This is a genomic window from Devosia aquimaris (assembly GCF_020169335.1).
Taxonomy (GTDB): domain Bacteria; phylum Pseudomonadota; class Alphaproteobacteria; order Rhizobiales; family Devosiaceae; genus Devosia; species Devosia aquimaris.
In genome coordinates this window covers 959,695-973,639 of sequence record NZ_JAIEZN010000002.1, presented here as the reverse complement: position 1 = coordinate 973,639, position 13,945 = coordinate 959,695, and the positions used below count along the sequence as shown (strand labels likewise).

The following is a 13,945-nucleotide window of genomic DNA, read 5'->3' as shown; positions in this document are numbered from 1 at the left end:
TGCAAGAACCGGCGCCGATATTGAGACGATCGCGATAACGGCCTTGCCGCCCAATCCCTATGCTGCGCCAGAACTGGAGGCATCTGACGGGGAGCATACGGGGTTGAGTGGGATTGCGCGTCTTGCGGTACGGACACCAGCGCTGACTTGCGCGGGGACAGTCTTGCTGGCCCTGGCCCTGGCAGCATGCCAGGGCGGGTCCTATTCCACGCTGCCCAGCCATGGCGGCCTGACGCCGTTGTCCAGCGGGCGCAGCGAAACCAGAAGCGAAACGCTTGCGGATGGCACCGTACGCACGGTGACCACCAGCAGCGATGGCGCCTTTTCATTCTCCTTCGGCAGTGGCGGCACACCGCCCTATTCGGCGTTGGCCTATGCCGGCCGTTGGGAGATCCGCAGCAATTTTGGCAAGAGCTGTACGCTTGAGTTGGGTACGGCGGCCGTCGGCAGCCACTACCAGGTGCAGCGCAGCGGCTATTGCACCTCCGGCTTTGACACGGTGACGCAGTGGTCAGCGCTGGGCGGTCAATTGCTGCTGCTGGACGCCCAGGGACGGGTGCGCGGCCGGCTAAGCTCTGACGGTGCGGGGAGCTTCAGCGGCACTTTTGATGACGGCGTGTTTTCGCCCGAAGCCGTGACCATGCGGCGCGCCTGAGAGGAGACACCCAACCATGAAACTGCATTGTCTGGCCCGCGCCGGAATCATTGTGCTGACCTCAACGCTGGGACCCTGTGTGCCCATATTGGCCGGGCCGGCCGAGACCTGCGCGGCTCTGGCGGCCAGTCCGCACGAAACCGGCTCCTCGAGCAGCGGCGTCGATCAGTTCGACATGGACGTCGAGGCCGCCATTGCCGCCTGCAGTGCTGCCGTGGCCAGCGATGCAAAAGACATCACGGCGCATGCCCGGCTCGCGCGCGCCTATTACATCGGAAAGCGCTATGGCGAGATGTACCCGCATGTGGAAATCGCTGCTGCGGCGGGCAACGCCATGGCGCAGCAGTTGCTTGGCGACGCCCTGGTCAGCGGGCATGGCATTGCCCTCGATCTCAAGCGCTCGATCGGCCTGCTGGAGGCATCTGCGGCGCAGGACTATGCCCCGGGCATCTATAGTCTGGGCGTGAGCTATCGCTATGGCGATGGCGTGGCGGTGGATCTGAGCAAGGCGGCAGCGCTGTTCGCGCGCGCTGCAGACAAGGACTACAGCTGGGCTCTGGGCGACCTGGGCGTGATGACGCTCAAGGGCGAGGGCGTGCCGCAGAACACGACCGCGGCCATTGCCCTGCTGGAGCGCGCTGCCAACCAGGGCGATGCCTTTGCCATGATCCAGCTCGGCGACCTTTACGCCGGGTCCGAGCTGGTGCCGACCGATGCCCCCAAGGCGCTGGGCTACTATCTGAATGCCGAAGCGCGCGGCGACCATGGCGGCACGGCATCGGCGGCCTATCTCTATATGGGTGTGGTCGATGGCGTGGCCGCGGACTATCCGCTGGCCCGGCAAATGGCTCAAAAGGCCGCCGACGCCGGCCATGGCAGCGGCTCTTATGTGCTGGGTTACATGGCCGAGCACGGGCTGGGCATGGCCAAGGACATCGCAGCGGCTCAACGCCATTACGAACAGGGCGCAGCCCGGAAGGATGCGCTCTCCCGCAAGGCCTTGGCGCAACTGACGAACAATCGGCCACGATGACTTGACTGGTCTTGCGCGTCCCCCATGCTATAGGGCAATCGTCCGGAGCATAGGGGGGTGGCGCGGCGCGCCATATCGTATCGCTAATGAGCAGCCTGGTGCCCAGTAGCGAATTGAAGTCCAGCGACGTCTCCACCTGGAGCCACCGCGTTGGCGTGATGTTCGAGACCCGGTTTGCCGATGACCAGGCGTTCTCGATCAGCCTGCGCAACTCGCATCTGGGCGGCATGATCGTCAGCGAAATGCGGACCAGTCCGTTTCACTTCGCCCGAAGCCCAGCCAAGTTGCGCAGCGACATGCTGGATCACTTCATGTTGCGGCTCGACCTTGTTGGCCAGCAATCGCGGCTGAACCTGATCGATTTCGGGCAGGCGCTCGATTATGCCCCACTGGCCACGCACAATATCTGCATCATCCTGCCGCGCCGAACGGTGACGGACGCGGTAGGGCGTGCTGAATACCTCCACGGCGCGGCGCTCGGCGGGCCCGGCGTCGACCTGCTCAAGGGGTATGTGCAGCTGCTCAACCAGCAGGCGCCCTATCTCCAGACGGCGCAGGCCGATGGTGCGGCCAGGGCGCTGATCGACCTGATGGCTGGCACGCTCTCGGGCACACATCAGGGCCAGGAGCGCGGCCGCGCCGCTGTCACCCTGGCCGCAACCCAGCGGGCGCAGGCCTATATCAATGCCAGGCTGGGCGACCCCGGACTGCGACCCGGGCAGATTGCGCGGGACCTTGGCCTGTCCCGCTCGGCGCTCTATCGGTTGTTCGAGCCGCTGGGGGGCGTGGCCAGCGTGGTGCTGGAGCGTCGGCTTGAGCGGGCCTATCGCCTGCTCAGCGATCCGCGCGAGACCCGACAGGTCAGCACGATTGCGCACGCACTCGGCTTTGGCAGCGAATCCCATTTCGCGCGGGCGTTTCGCCAGCGTTTCGGGCATCGGCCGAGCGATGTCCGCATGGGCGCACGCGCGACATCAGCCAGTAGTGGAGCGCAGCTGGCCCCGGCACTGGCCGACCGCCCCTTTGCGGCCTGGCTCAGCGGGCTTTGACGCCACCTGCCGGGAAGAGCGCAGCAACAGCCCGATCAGGACTTTCGGCCACCAAACAGCCGGATCAGAACCGCGATCAGGGCAATCACCAGCAGCAGATGGATCAGCGCACCGGCGACCTTGAAGGCCAGCCCAACTGCCCAGAGGATGAGCAGAATGATTGCTATGGTCCAAAGCATCGCAGTCTCCGTCCTGTGTCCTGTCCGATCTATCGCGCCCAAGACCATAGCCGCATGCGCCGGCAAATGCGACCGACAACGGGGCCGCGCCAGTACAAAGGCGTCACAAGACACATGTCCTCCCCACGGGAGGCATGTTGCGGGGGCGACGGTCGCCCCCGCAGAGCAGTCGATCAGACGTCGAGCTTGCCGTCGGCCAGCAGGCCCAGCTTGACCTGCGTCAGCAGGCTGAGTTCGTCATAGACGTTCCACTCGTCGACCACCTTGCCGTTCTTCCAGTGATAATGGCTCATGCCCATTACCTGAACGCGCTTGCCAGTCGGATCACCCAGGGTTCCCAGGATACCATAGCCCAGATGGTGCCCTTCCATGATCCATCGGACAGCGACCTTGGTGCCGCCCTCCTCACAGGGGTTGGAGGCGACGTGCTGGATTTCATAGGATGCATCGGGCAGCGATCCGATCAAACCCAGGTGCTGGTGGATGATGGCGGCCTGGCCATAGAGTTCCTTCATCAGCGGGCCATGGTATTGCGCGTTGGGTGCGTAGTCCTGGGAGATGCGACCGAACATGCGCTTGGTGAAAATCTCGTGCAGCATTTCGATCGTCTGCGCTTCGACGTCGTTGTGCGCCAGGGAGGTATCGGCCTTTTCCGCCGGCGGCGTCTGGCCGACAAAGCGGCGGTTTTCGCCGATGTCGAGCGAGATCAGGCCGGCGTCAAACTTGGCCCTGGCCGTCTTTGCGGCAAAGTGATTGGGGTCGAGGCCCAGTTGCTGGATGATGGCCATGGTGTCGGCAACCACCCATTCGCGATAGATCTTGTTCTGGAAGATCATGCAGTCAGCAATGGTGCGGCTGACGAAGGGCTTGCCGGTTGGCGCGCCCAGGTGCCCGTATTGGGTGTGGCGGCCGGAGCCGGTGACCAGATGGCTGGTGTAAAAGCCATCCTTGTCGTTGCCGTTCCAGATCACCTGCGTGCCCATGCCGCGGCGCTCGGGGAAAGAGACCAGGCGCTGGATGGTGTCGCGGACCACGTCTTCGCGATTGTAGATGGTGCCGGTGGTGCCATAGAGCACGCAATTGTGCGTGTAATGGGTGTAGATCAGCCCGATGTCGCGTTCGTCCCAGATCTTGTGGGTACAGCGAATGATGTAGTCGACGATATCGGTGTAGATGTCATCGAAGCCGTCCAGGGACTGACTGCGGGGACGATTTGTCGGGGCCAGATCGGGATAGTCATGGCGCTCGACCTGCAAGACGTTTTCCGCGGCGACAGGTGAGGCGCCCTTGCTCTTGGGATTGCTCGTTGCGTCGCTCATCTTGGCTCCTTGGGTCTGTGACAGCTCGTTCGAGGTGGGGATGGGCCAGCTCAGCCAGTCGCGCATATGACGCGCTACGGCGGCCGGATTTTCAAGCGGGCTGAAGTGCCCGGCATCTGGAATGGTAAAGTAACGGGCACCAGCAATGCCTGATGCCAGCTCCTGATGGGCATCGAGCGGGCAGATCTGCTCGTCAGCGCCCGCCAGGATCAGCGTCGGAACAGCTATGCTGCCGAGCCTTGGCCGGCTATCGGCGCGCTGGATGGCCACCTCGGCTTGCGCCGCCAGACAGTCGGGACCGGCATCGCGCGCCATCGCCACAATGGTGTCGCGGAGACTCTGGTTGCCGGCGTTGACTGGAGCAACCAGCCTGTCCCAGGCGTCATGGATGTAGCCGTCCATGCCCTGCGCCCGTGACCTAGTGACTTCAGCGCGACGGAGGTCGGCATTGGCCTGCGGATCCGGCCGCGGCGTTGTATCAAGCAGGGCGAGCCGTTCGATCCGCTCGGGCGCCAGGGCCACCATTTCGAGCGCGACGATGCCGCCGAGCGAGAAGCCGGCCAGTGCGAAGCGCTCCGGCGCTGCCGCCAGGATCTGCTTGGCAAGATCATGCGCCGTGGCAGCACCCGCCATGTTGGCGACCTGAGAATGTGGGTGTCCCAGTTGCGCCAGCATCGGCGCAAACAGGCGTTCGTCGCACACCGTCCCGGGCAGCAGAAGCAGGGGCAGCGCCGTGCCCTGGCTCGGCTGGGCCCTTTGGGGTGCATGCAGGTTCATCAGGCAAACTCGATCATGGTTCGGGCCAGAACGCCCTGCTCGAGCCAGCGCAGCGCATCATTGACCTGGCCGAGGCCGATGCGGGCGCCGATCTGGGCATCCAGGTGCATGCGCCCGCTCTGATAGAGCGACAGGATCCTGGTGATGTCGCGCTCCGGCACGCCGCCGCCGTAGATCGAACCGATCAGGCGCTTCTTGGAGCCGGGGAAACCAATTGCCGGAATGGACAGTTCCGCACCGACAGGAGCGATCCCCACGATGACGACCGAACCGGCCGGACGCGTGATGGCATAGGCATTGCGCATGGCCATGGGGCGCCCTGTGCATTCGATGGCGTGATCGACGCCGCGCCCCCCGGTCAGGCCGCGCACGGTGTCGATCAAGCCATCATCAAGGGCATGGAGGAAGTGCGTCGCGCCATTCTGGCGGGCAAGGTCTGCCTTGTCGGGATTGCTGTCCACGGCCAGGATGGTCTCGGCGCCACTGAGGGCCGCCGCCTGGATAGCGTTGATGCCCACGCCACCCACGCCCACCACGGCCACAGAGTCGCCGGGCCGGACACCGGCATCATTGACCACCGCGCCAAAGCCGGTCGTGACGGCGCAACCGACCAGCGCCGCAACAGCGAAGGGCACATCGGGGGGGATGATGATGCACCCCGCCTCGGGCACCACGGCCAGTTCGGCAAAGGATGATACGCAGGAATAATGGTTGATCGGCGTGCTTGCCGGCCCCAGCCGGCTGGTCTGGTCCCACAACCCACCACTGACGGCGGCCCCGCCATAGACATCGCACAGCGTGGGATGGCTTTCGTGGCAATAAAAGCAATGGCCGCAATTGGGTGCCCAGCTCAACACGACACGGTCACCGGGTCTGACCTTGGACACGCCCGGCCCGACGCGCTCGACCACGCCGGCCGCCTCATGGCCGGGGATCAGCGGCAGCGCCGATGCCGTCTTGCCGCGAATGGTCGACAGGTCACTGCTGCACACGCCAGTGGCCATGATCCGCACCAGCACCTCCCGCTCGCGGGGGTCGGCAATGGCAACATCCTCAATCAGCAGATCCTGATCGAAGGCCCTCAGTACAGCCGCCTTCATGCCGGCACACTCCGCACAGACACAAAGCGGGTATACATCATCTCCCGAAGGGCCTCGATGCCGCCCTCATCGCCAAAGCCGGAATCGAGAATGCCGCCGAAGGGCACCTCCGGATAGCCCAGGCCGTTGTGATTGATCGACAGCATGCCCGAGCGGATGCCGCGGCGCATGGCCTCGATCTGACCGGCATCGCGCGAATAGCCATAGGCGGCGAGCGCATAGGGCAAGCGATTGGCTTCGCTCAGCGCCTCATCCATGGCGGTGAAGCGATTGATGATCGCCACCGGGCCAAAGGGCTCTTCTTGCATGATGCGGGCATCCAGCGGAACGTCGGCAAGAACGGTGGGCCTGAAGAAATAGCCCTGGTTGCTGCCGCCAGTGCCGCCCGCCACCAAGCGTGCCCCGCGCGAAACGGCATCATCCACCAATCCAGTCAGTGCGGCGACGCGCCGGCCATTGGCCAGCGGGCCCATGGCGGTCGCGGGATCAAAGCCGTCGCCCACGACGATCGCCTGTGCGCGGGCGGCAAAATCGTCGACGAAACGATCATGGATCTTGTCCTCGACCATCAGGCGGGTCGGGGAAATGCAGGCCTGGCCGGCATTGTGGAACTTGTCGGCAAAAAGACCGTCCAGCGCCGCATCGACGTCGGCATCGGCGCAGACGATCGCAGGCGCATGGCCACCCAGTTCCATGACGCAGCGTTTGAGATGGCTGCCCGCAAGACCGGTCAGGCCCCGTCCGACGGCCGTTGAGCCGGTGAAGCTGACGCCACGCACGTCGGGGTGGCGAATAAGGTGATCCGAGACCATGGCCGGATCGCCGAACACAAGCTGCAATGCCCCCACGGGCAGGCCGGCGTCGCAGAACGCACGGACCATTTCGGCGGCGGCAGCAGGTGTCTCTTCGGCTACCTTGACGATGATCGCGCATCCGGCGGCCAAAGCCACGGCAATCTTGCGCACGGCCTGGCCAACGGGATAGTTCCAGGGCGTCAGGCCCAGGATCACCCCCAGGGGCTCCATCACGGCCTGAGCAGAGACATCATAACCACGCGCAGGAATCAGGCGGCCATAGGTGCGGCGCGCCTCATCGGCAAACCAGTCTGTCACCTCGGCCGCAAACAGGACTTCCGCCCGCGCTTCACGCAGCGGCTTGCCCTGCTCCAGGGTGATCAGCGGCGCCATCGTGTCGACCCGATCACGCAGCAGCTGGGCGGCCCGACGCAGAATGGTGGCGCGCTCAAAGCCCGATACCCGGCGCCAGGCCGAGAACCCGGTGGCGGCGGCAGCGGCGGCCGCGTCGAGGTCTTCCGGCGTTGCCTTGGCAACCGTCCCGATCACCTCGCCGGTCGCGGGGTTGCGCACGTCTGCGACATCGCCCGATCCGGATTGCCGCCACTGGCCGGCAATGAACAGATCGGTATGCGGGTACTTCATCGTCAACTCCCAACGCCCGATGACCGATGCCGCGTCATCATGGCCATGCTCCGCAAAAAACTCTGGCAAATTTTGAATACGTATGCAAGATCGATTTTGAGAGCCGCCGGGAGACGACCGTTGATCGATACAGTCGCTCGTTCCGCCGGCCAGGACATGGCCTTTGGAGTTCGCAATGACTGAGCCCGTCACTTCGCCCTTTCCCGGCGTCACCTATGTCAAGGCGCCGGAACGCTCGTCGGTGAGCGATAATGCGCCGGTGGAAACGCTGGTTGCCGAGATCATCGCCAATGTGCGCGCCCATGGCGACAAGGCCGTCCGGGACTATTCGGCAAAGTTCGACAAGGCCGAGCTCGAGGTGTTCGAGGTTACGGCAGAGGAGCGCGAGGCAGCGCTGGCCGAGCTCAATCCGCAGACCCGCAAGGACACCGAATTTGCCATCGGCAATGTGCGCAAGTTCGCCGAGGCGCAGCTTGCCACCATCCTCCCCCTGGAAGTGGAAACACTCCCCGGCGTGCACATGGGCCACCGCGTCATTCCGATCGAGCGGGTCGGCTGCTATGTTCCGGGCGGTCGCTACCCGCTGCTCAGCGCCCCCATCATGACCATCGTTCCCGCCAAGGTGGCCGGTGTCGACCAGGTCATCGCCTGCCTGCCGCCCAATGCGCACAAGGCCATGATCGCCGGCTGCCACCTCTCGGGCGCCGATCGCATCTTCCGCATCGGCGGGGCCCAGGCCATCGCGGCCATGGCCTATGGCACCGAGAGCGTGCCTGCGGTCAACAAGATCGTCGGCCCGGGCAATGCCTTCGTCAACGAGGCCAAGCGGCAGGTTTTTGGTCCGGTCGGAATCGACCAGCTGGCTGGCCCCTCGGAAATCTTCATTGTCGCCGACGCGTCTGGCGACGCCGAAATGATTGCCACCGATATGCTGGCCCAGGCCGAGCACGACATCCGCACACGCGTCGGCCTCATCACCACCGACCGGGCCCTGGCCGAAGCGACGCTGCGGGAGGTGGAGGCCCAGCTCGAAACGCTCTCGACGGCCAATACCGCGCGCGAGGCGTGGATCAACTATGGCGAGATCACCGTGTGCGACGATGAAGCAGCCATGATCGCCTATTCCGATCTGATCGCTGCGGAGCACCTGCAGGTTCACACGGTTGACGCCAAGGCTTTTGCCAAGAAGCTGCGGAACTATGGCAGCCTGTTCATCGGCGAGCTGGCCAGCGTGGTCTATTCCGACAAGTGCAGCGGCACCAATCATACCCTGCCCACCATGGGCGCAGGTGCCTATACCGGCGGCCTGTGGGTTGGCGCCTATGTCAAGATTGCCACCCACCAGTGGCTCGACGAGCGTGGCGTTGCCCAGGTCGCGCCGCCGGCCGCGCGTCAATCGGCCAGCGAGGGCCTGGAAGGGCATCGTCGCGCCGCGCAGTTGCGCCTCGATCGCATGCAGGCCAAGGCGAACTGACAAAAAAAGGGGGGCCGGTGGAAACACCGGCCCCTTTTTCATGGCTGCTGCAAGAAAGGCTTCAGCTGATCTTGTCCGCCTCGGCCCAGGCCGCGCGCAGCTTTTCGACCGTGAACCCGGGCGCCCGGGCAGCGCTGAGCACAGGCACTTCCTTGCGCATGACCACGTCGATGGCCCAAGGCATGCGCTCGATATGCTCGGCCGGAATGACCACCGCCCCATGGCGATCGGCATGGACCAGATCACCCGGGCGCACGCTCATGCCAAAGACCGTGACGGGGCAATCGAGCTCAGTCACATGCACGAAGGCGTGGCTCGGGCCAACGGCACCGGCGATCACCTGATAGCCCTCGTCGAGCATGCCCAAATCCCGTAGCACACCGTTGGTCAGGGTGCCGGCGACGCCCAGTCCCTTGTGCTGGGCCACCTGCATTTCGCCCCAGAAGCCGCCGATCACATGCGGCCAGTCGGTGTCCTCGATGACGGCGACGTTGGGACCCTCGCCTGCCGAGACATATTCGTAATACTGCATCCTGAGCGCCCGCACCTCGGCAGCGGGCTTCTGCGCTGGCGAAGATGCCCTTATCCGGGCGGTGCGGGCAAAGCCCACGACGGGGGGCAAAGACGGATCGGCGCAGACGACGGGGTGCTTGGTGAAACCCTCTGCCGTCCGTCCACCCATGACATGTTCGAGGGCGTTGCAGACTGTGGGGGTATCGGCCTTGCGCAGCGCCGCTAATGCTTCAGGACTGATCTTGGGCATGCTTTCTCCTCGCATTCGCGCTTGGGGCGTGAGGGGATTGCTCCCTCGACAGTCCCCCTGTTCTTCAAGCCGCCTTGCTGGCGAGTTCTGCACCCTGGCTCAGGGCCTCGAACTTGGCCCAGACAATGTCCGGGTCCACGGCACCAAATCCGGCAAAGGTCGAAAAACCGCAATCGGTGCCGGCTATCACACGTTCAGCGCCGACGATGTCGATGAAGTTGCGCAGTCGCTGGGCGATCAGCTCGGGATGTTCAACGAAGTTGGATGTGGAGTCGATCACGCCGGGAATCAGCACATAGTCATCGGGCAGATCGACAGACTTCCAGTCGATCCATTCATGCGCGTGCCGCGGATTGGCGCCTTCAAACAGCAGGGCGCGGGGCTTGGCCTTGAGCAGGCTGGGCAATATTTTCCTGAGTGCGATGTCGCAGACATGCGGACCCTCGTAGTTGCCCCAGCAGACATGCATGCGCACCTTGTCGCCCGGCACATTGCGCAAGGCGTGGTTCATCACCTCGATATGCCGCTCCGCCGCCTTGACGAAGCCGGCATCGTCGAGCTCCTTGTACATCATGTGCCGCCCCAGGCCGAGATCGGGCGCATCGAGCTGAAGAATGAAGCCGGCGGCGACAATGCCTTCATATTCAACACGCATGCCCTCGGCGACGGCTTCGAGATAGGCATCCTGTGATGGGTAGTACTCGTTGGGCTGGAACAGCGCGATAACGCCGGGGGTCGCAGAATTCATGAAGCCTTTGGCATAGCCATTGACGTCAAGCGCGGCCTGGAATGCCCCCAGGTCGTCATTGAGTGGTTCGAGGCTCTTCACCGTAATTTCGCCGACGCATTTGGGGCGGCGATAGGTTGGCGTGCCGCCACTGGATGCCTGGCGCTTGAGGAAATTGGGAAAGAGCTCCAGGTCGGCCGGCGGACGCCGCGCGGAGTCCCCGTCAAAGCCGGTCAGCCGGTCCTTGATGTAGGTGGCATAGGAGATCTTGCTCATTTCGCCATCAGACGGCAGGTCGATACCCGCCGCCTTCTGGCGCGCGACGATGTCCTTCACCGCCGCCGAAATGATCTGGTTGAAGCCGGCCTCCTCAATGGGAACACCGGCCTCCTTGGCAAACACAAGATCGGCCACCGTCTTGCTGCGCGGCAGCGAGCCGACGTGGGTTGTGAGGATCTTGTGGGCCATGGGGTTACTCCGCTGCCTGGGCGGTGGCGAAAACCGGAGCCGCCGGCGAGGCAGCACCGCGGATGACAAAGGCAATCGCATCTGCGGATGCAGGGTTGCGGTAGCCGTGCATCAGCCCGACCGGTACCGTCAGCGTGTCGCCGGCGCCCATGACCAGCGAGCCCCCGTCCCAGATGAACTCCAGCGTCCCGGACTGCACGAAGATGACCTCCTGCTCGGCCCGCGCGTGGCTGGGGATGACGGCGCCGGTTTCCAGCTTGAGGCGGCGCAGAGTGAAGTCATGCTGCCAGTGGCCGCTGATCGGGCCGGCCTTGATGCCGTCCTGACCGTCCACGTCGCCGATCACCGGGGCTTCCTCAACGCCTTCACCTGCAAGCGGAGAATTGGCATCGCCTTTGATGTCGCCGCCCTTGATGGCGTATTTGGCCAGCTCGGACAGTGGCGGCGTCGCCAGTTCCCGAAGCTTGTCGGCGGTGGGGGGCTGCTCCAATTCCGCGCCCTCGGGCACTTTTTCACCCAGGGTGGTGTCGATCAGCTTGCCGCCCTTGAGCAGCTTGAGGCCGTAGTCCTCGGCCATCTTGAACACGCTGGGCGCCCAGACCACCTTGCCGGGATCGTCGTGACCGAGCACTACAAAAAGAAAGCCCGTGCCCTCGTCGAGCTTCTCAAAGCCGCGGAACATGTGGGTGGGCACAGTGGCCACATCGCCGGGCTCGACGTCGATATAGCCGTCGCTCTTGTCCGGGCCGAACACGAAGCGCCACTTGCCGGTATGGACGACAAAGGTCTCGGCAGTCAGGTGGCTATGCTGGGAATTGGTGCAGCCGAAGGGCTGGCGCGCGGCACCGACGTTGAAGCCGTGGGCCTCGGGAATGTGGACCACCTGGGCCGGGTTTTCCGAAACACCCGGCCCGATGATGGTGAAATTCTCCTTGCGATCGGAGCCGGGCGTACGGGCGTCGATGAAGGCATTGCGCAGGCCCTTGAGGTCGGCATAGCGCACCAGGCGCTTTTCCATTTCAGCCTGGGTCCAAGTTTTCTGGGTCATGGTGTTTCCCCTTTCACGCGGGAGGATAGCATTTTTGCATTCGTATGCAATATGGCTTGGAGATGTGGCAGGCCGATGTCACCGGTGACGATTGTCAGGGCTTGCCGGGCTTGTAGATGCGGCGGCCGTCCACTTCCACCACACCCGTCTTGGGCAGGCGGGCAGAGGTGCGGACCATCAGTTCACCGCCCAGGATGCGGTGTTCGGCTTCAATCTCGCCGCTCGAGATCTGCCCCATCAGGATATTGACGGTCGCCTCAACCATGCGCTTGAGCGGCTGGCTCATTGAGGTGATGCCATAGGAGGTCCAGCGCGCTGGACCGACATCGTCATAGCCCACGATGGAGAGGTCCTGGGGGATCGAGAGACCGAATTCGTAGCGCGCCACATCCATCACCGCGACCGCCATGTGATCGTTGGCGACGAACAGGGCATCGGGACGATCGGGACGCGACAGCAGCATGCGCGCGGCCGCTTCTGCCTCGGCCCGATCATAATTGCCGATGCCCACGGCAATGTCGGTATAGCCTGCCTCTGCCAGGCCTTCGACATAGCCGGCAAAACGATCGCGGTTGGTTGAGGAGCTTTCAACGCCGGAGATATAGCCAAAACGCTTGTGGCCGCCGGCCAGCAGGAATTCGGCGATGCGGCGACCGCCTTCCCGATTTCGCGTGGTCACGCTCGACACCACGTCTCGCTCGGTGGTGCGGTTGAACAGCACAACGGGGATGCCCGCCGTCGCGCATTCCTCGGACAGATGCGAGGACAGCGTTGTCGACGCCAGAATGATGCCATCGACACGATACTGCATGACCTGGTCAAAGACCGGATCGCTGTCGCGGTCCATGTGCCCGGTGAACAGCAGCAGGCGATAGTTTTCCTTCACCAGCAGCCGCCCCAGCTCTTCGAGCACATCGGGGTAGAACAGGTTTTCGAGATAGGCCATCACCACGGCTATGATGCGCGAGCGGTTGGTGATCAGCGAGCGGGCGATGGCATTGGGGCGATACCCCAGCTCCTGGGCTGCCGCCATGACCTTTTCGCGCGTCTTGGGAGAGATGGACGCGCCGGGCGTAAAGGTGCGGGATACCGCCGACTGCGACACGCCGGCACGGCGCGCCACTTCGGAGGATGTCACCCCGGGCTTCTTTACTCCGCTGTCCATCCACCATCCACCAACAGCGCGGTGCCTGTGATCAGCGCCGCTGCGTCCGACGCCAAAAAGACAATCGGCCCCATTATGTCCTCCACCCGCCCGAGCCGACCCAGCTTGATCTTGGACAGGACCCAGGAGCGAAAATCGGGATCGCTCAGGTTCTTGGCCGTCAGCTCGGTTTCGATAAAGGTCGGGCAGATCGTATTGACGCGAATATTGCTGGCCCCGAGCTCAATGGCCAAGGATTTTGTCAGCCCTTCAACAGCATGTTTGCTGGCTGAATAGATTGCGCGCTTGGGCCCGCCGACATGGCCCATCTGGGACGACACATTGATGATGGAGCCAGCCAGTCCGGCGGCCTGGAGACGGGCGACCACCGCCTGCGTCAGAAAGACGATGGCGCCCAGGTTGACCTGCATCACGGCGTTGTAGTTTTCCGGCGTGATGTCGGCCAGATCACTGTGCCGCCCGGTGCCGGCTGAATTGACCAGCACCTGGAAGGGCGCGCTGTCCGCGACAAAGGCGCGTACGGCGTCGACATCGGTGATATCGAGCGCGACGCCCTCAACCCTGTAGCCATCGGCGGCCATCGCGTTGACCACCTGTTCGACATCGCTGGCGGTGCGAGCCGCCACGGTGACATGCGCGCCCGCGTGCGCCAGGGCGACCGAAGCCCCCAGCCCGATGCCGCGCGTTCCACCCGTGACCAGCGCACGTTTGCCGTCGAGGTCAAAGCTGGGGGGCTTGGGCAGGATCAT

Annotated in this window: 13 protein-coding genes; 4 read left to right on the top strand and 9 right to left on the bottom strand. The window is 64.1% G+C overall.

Annotated elements, in window-relative coordinates:
* Window positions 1-163 precede the first annotated feature (163 nt).
* The 3 genes from K1177_RS17500 to K1177_RS18540 all read left to right on the top strand — a co-directional run bounded on the left by K1177_RS17500 (window position 164) and on the right by K1177_RS18540 (window position 2,737).
* Complete coding sequence (locus K1177_RS17500) at window positions 164-655, top strand: AprI/Inh family metalloprotease inhibitor (protein ID WP_224705370.1); 492 nt, start codon at window positions 164-166, stop codon at window positions 653-655.
* A 16-nt stretch (window positions 656-671) separates the two neighbouring features.
* The gene (locus tag K1177_RS17495) at window positions 672-1,688 is read left to right on the top strand and encodes a tetratricopeptide repeat protein (RefSeq protein WP_224705368.1); all 1,017 of its coding nucleotides are present in this window, start codon (window positions 672-674) and stop codon (window positions 1,686-1,688) included.
* A gap of 98 nt (window positions 1,689-1,786) precedes the next feature.
* On the top strand, window positions 1,787-2,737 hold the full coding sequence (locus tag K1177_RS18540) for a helix-turn-helix domain-containing protein (RefSeq protein ID WP_224705366.1): 951 nt from the start codon (window positions 1,787-1,789) through the stop codon (window positions 2,735-2,737).
* A 35-nt stretch (window positions 2,738-2,772) separates the two neighbouring features.
* Here the strand turns inward: K1177_RS18540 and K1177_RS17485 are convergent, their stop codons facing one another.
* From K1177_RS17485 to K1177_RS17470, 4 genes are all read right to left on the bottom strand, one after another.
* The gene (locus K1177_RS17485) at window positions 2,773-2,916 is read right to left on the bottom strand and encodes a lmo0937 family membrane protein (protein WP_224705364.1); all 144 of its coding nucleotides are present in this window, start codon (window positions 2,914-2,916) and stop codon (window positions 2,773-2,775) included.
* Between the two features lie 173 nt (window positions 2,917-3,089).
* Window positions 3,090-5,012, bottom strand: coding sequence for an alpha/beta fold hydrolase (locus K1177_RS17480; RefSeq protein WP_224705357.1), 1,923 nt, complete (start codon window positions 5,010-5,012; stop codon window positions 3,090-3,092).
* The gene (locus K1177_RS17475; protein WP_224705355.1) at window positions 5,012-6,112 is read right to left on the bottom strand and encodes a Zn-dependent alcohol dehydrogenase; all 1,101 of its coding nucleotides are present in this window, start codon (window positions 6,110-6,112) and stop codon (window positions 5,012-5,014) included. Before K1177_RS17475 ends, K1177_RS17480 begins: the two co-directional genes overlap by 1 nt.
* The gene (locus K1177_RS17470; protein ID WP_224705353.1) at window positions 6,109-7,551 is read right to left on the bottom strand and encodes an NAD-dependent succinate-semialdehyde dehydrogenase; all 1,443 of its coding nucleotides are present in this window, start codon (window positions 7,549-7,551) and stop codon (window positions 6,109-6,111) included. The genes K1177_RS17475 and K1177_RS17470 overlap by 4 nt, the downstream gene beginning before the upstream one ends.
* Window positions 7,552-7,726: 175 nt before the next feature.
* Between K1177_RS17470 and hisD the strand changes: the two genes are divergently transcribed.
* Window positions 7,727-9,025, top strand: a complete 1,299-nt coding sequence (gene hisD, locus K1177_RS17465) for a histidinol dehydrogenase (RefSeq protein ID WP_224705351.1) — start codon at window positions 7,727-7,729, stop codon at window positions 9,023-9,025.
* Window positions 9,026-9,086: 61 nt separating this feature from the next.
* On the opposite strand, the gene K1177_RS17460 is transcribed toward hisD, so the two are convergent.
* The 5 genes from K1177_RS17460 to K1177_RS17440 form a co-directional block, all read right to left on the bottom strand.
* Window positions 9,087-9,788 carry an RraA family protein gene (locus K1177_RS17460; protein ID WP_224705350.1) on the bottom strand — a complete coding sequence of 234 codons (702 nt, stop codon included), beginning with the start codon at window positions 9,786-9,788 and terminating at the stop codon, window positions 9,087-9,089.
* Between the two features lie 64 nt (window positions 9,789-9,852).
* Window positions 9,853-10,983, bottom strand: a complete 1,131-nt coding sequence (locus K1177_RS17455) for a cobalamin-independent methionine synthase II family protein (protein WP_224705348.1) — start codon at window positions 10,981-10,983, stop codon at window positions 9,853-9,855.
* Window positions 10,984-10,987: 4 nt separating this feature from the next.
* Window positions 10,988-12,031, bottom strand: a complete 1,044-nt coding sequence (locus tag K1177_RS17450; RefSeq protein WP_224705345.1) for a cupin domain-containing protein — start codon at window positions 12,029-12,031, stop codon at window positions 10,988-10,990.
* A gap of 94 nt (window positions 12,032-12,125) precedes the next feature.
* The gene (locus K1177_RS17445; RefSeq protein WP_224705337.1) at window positions 12,126-13,196 is read right to left on the bottom strand and encodes a LacI family DNA-binding transcriptional regulator; all 1,071 of its coding nucleotides are present in this window, start codon (window positions 13,194-13,196) and stop codon (window positions 12,126-12,128) included.
* Complete coding sequence (locus K1177_RS17440; protein WP_224705334.1) at window positions 13,181-13,945, bottom strand: SDR family NAD(P)-dependent oxidoreductase; 765 nt, start codon at window positions 13,943-13,945, stop codon at window positions 13,181-13,183. The genes K1177_RS17445 and K1177_RS17440 overlap by 16 nt, the downstream gene beginning before the upstream one ends.

Bases quoted from the DNA above. Each gene is read 5' to 3' on its own strand.
- K1177_RS17495 (WP_224705368.1), top strand. From the start codon at position 672: ATGAAACTGCATTGTCTGGCCCGCGCCGGAATCATTGTGCTGACCTCA.
- K1177_RS17470 (WP_224705353.1), bottom strand. From the start codon at position 7,551: ATGAAGTACCCGCATACCGATCTGTTCATTGCCGGCCAGTGGCGGCAA.
- K1177_RS17485 (WP_224705364.1), bottom strand. From the start codon at position 2,916: ATGCTTTGGACCATAGCAATCATTCTGCTCATCCTCTGGGCAGTTGGG.
- K1177_RS17450 (WP_224705345.1), bottom strand. From the start codon at position 12,031: ATGACCCAGAAAACTTGGACCCAGGCTGAAATGGAAAAGCGCCTGGTG.
- K1177_RS17475 (WP_224705355.1), bottom strand. From the start codon at position 6,112: ATGAAGGCGGCTGTACTGAGGGCCTTCGATCAGGATCTGCTGATTGAG.
- K1177_RS17460 (WP_224705350.1), bottom strand. From the start codon at position 9,788: ATGCCCAAGATCAGTCCTGAAGCATTAGCGGCGCTGCGCAAGGCCGAT.
- K1177_RS17480 (WP_224705357.1), bottom strand. From the start codon at position 5,012: ATGAACCTGCATGCACCCCAAAGGGCCCAGCCGAGCCAGGGCACGGCG.
- K1177_RS17440 (WP_224705334.1), bottom strand. From the start codon at position 13,945: ATGATCCTGCCCAAGCCCCCCAGCTTTGACCTCGACGGCAAACGTGCG.
- K1177_RS17445 (WP_224705337.1), bottom strand. From the start codon at position 13,196: ATGGACAGCGGAGTAAAGAAGCCCGGGGTGACATCCTCCGAAGTGGCG.
- K1177_RS17455 (WP_224705348.1), bottom strand. From the start codon at position 10,983: ATGGCCCACAAGATCCTCACAACCCACGTCGGCTCGCTGCCGCGCAGC.
- hisD (WP_224705351.1), top strand. From the start codon at position 7,727: ATGACTGAGCCCGTCACTTCGCCCTTTCCCGGCGTCACCTATGTCAAG.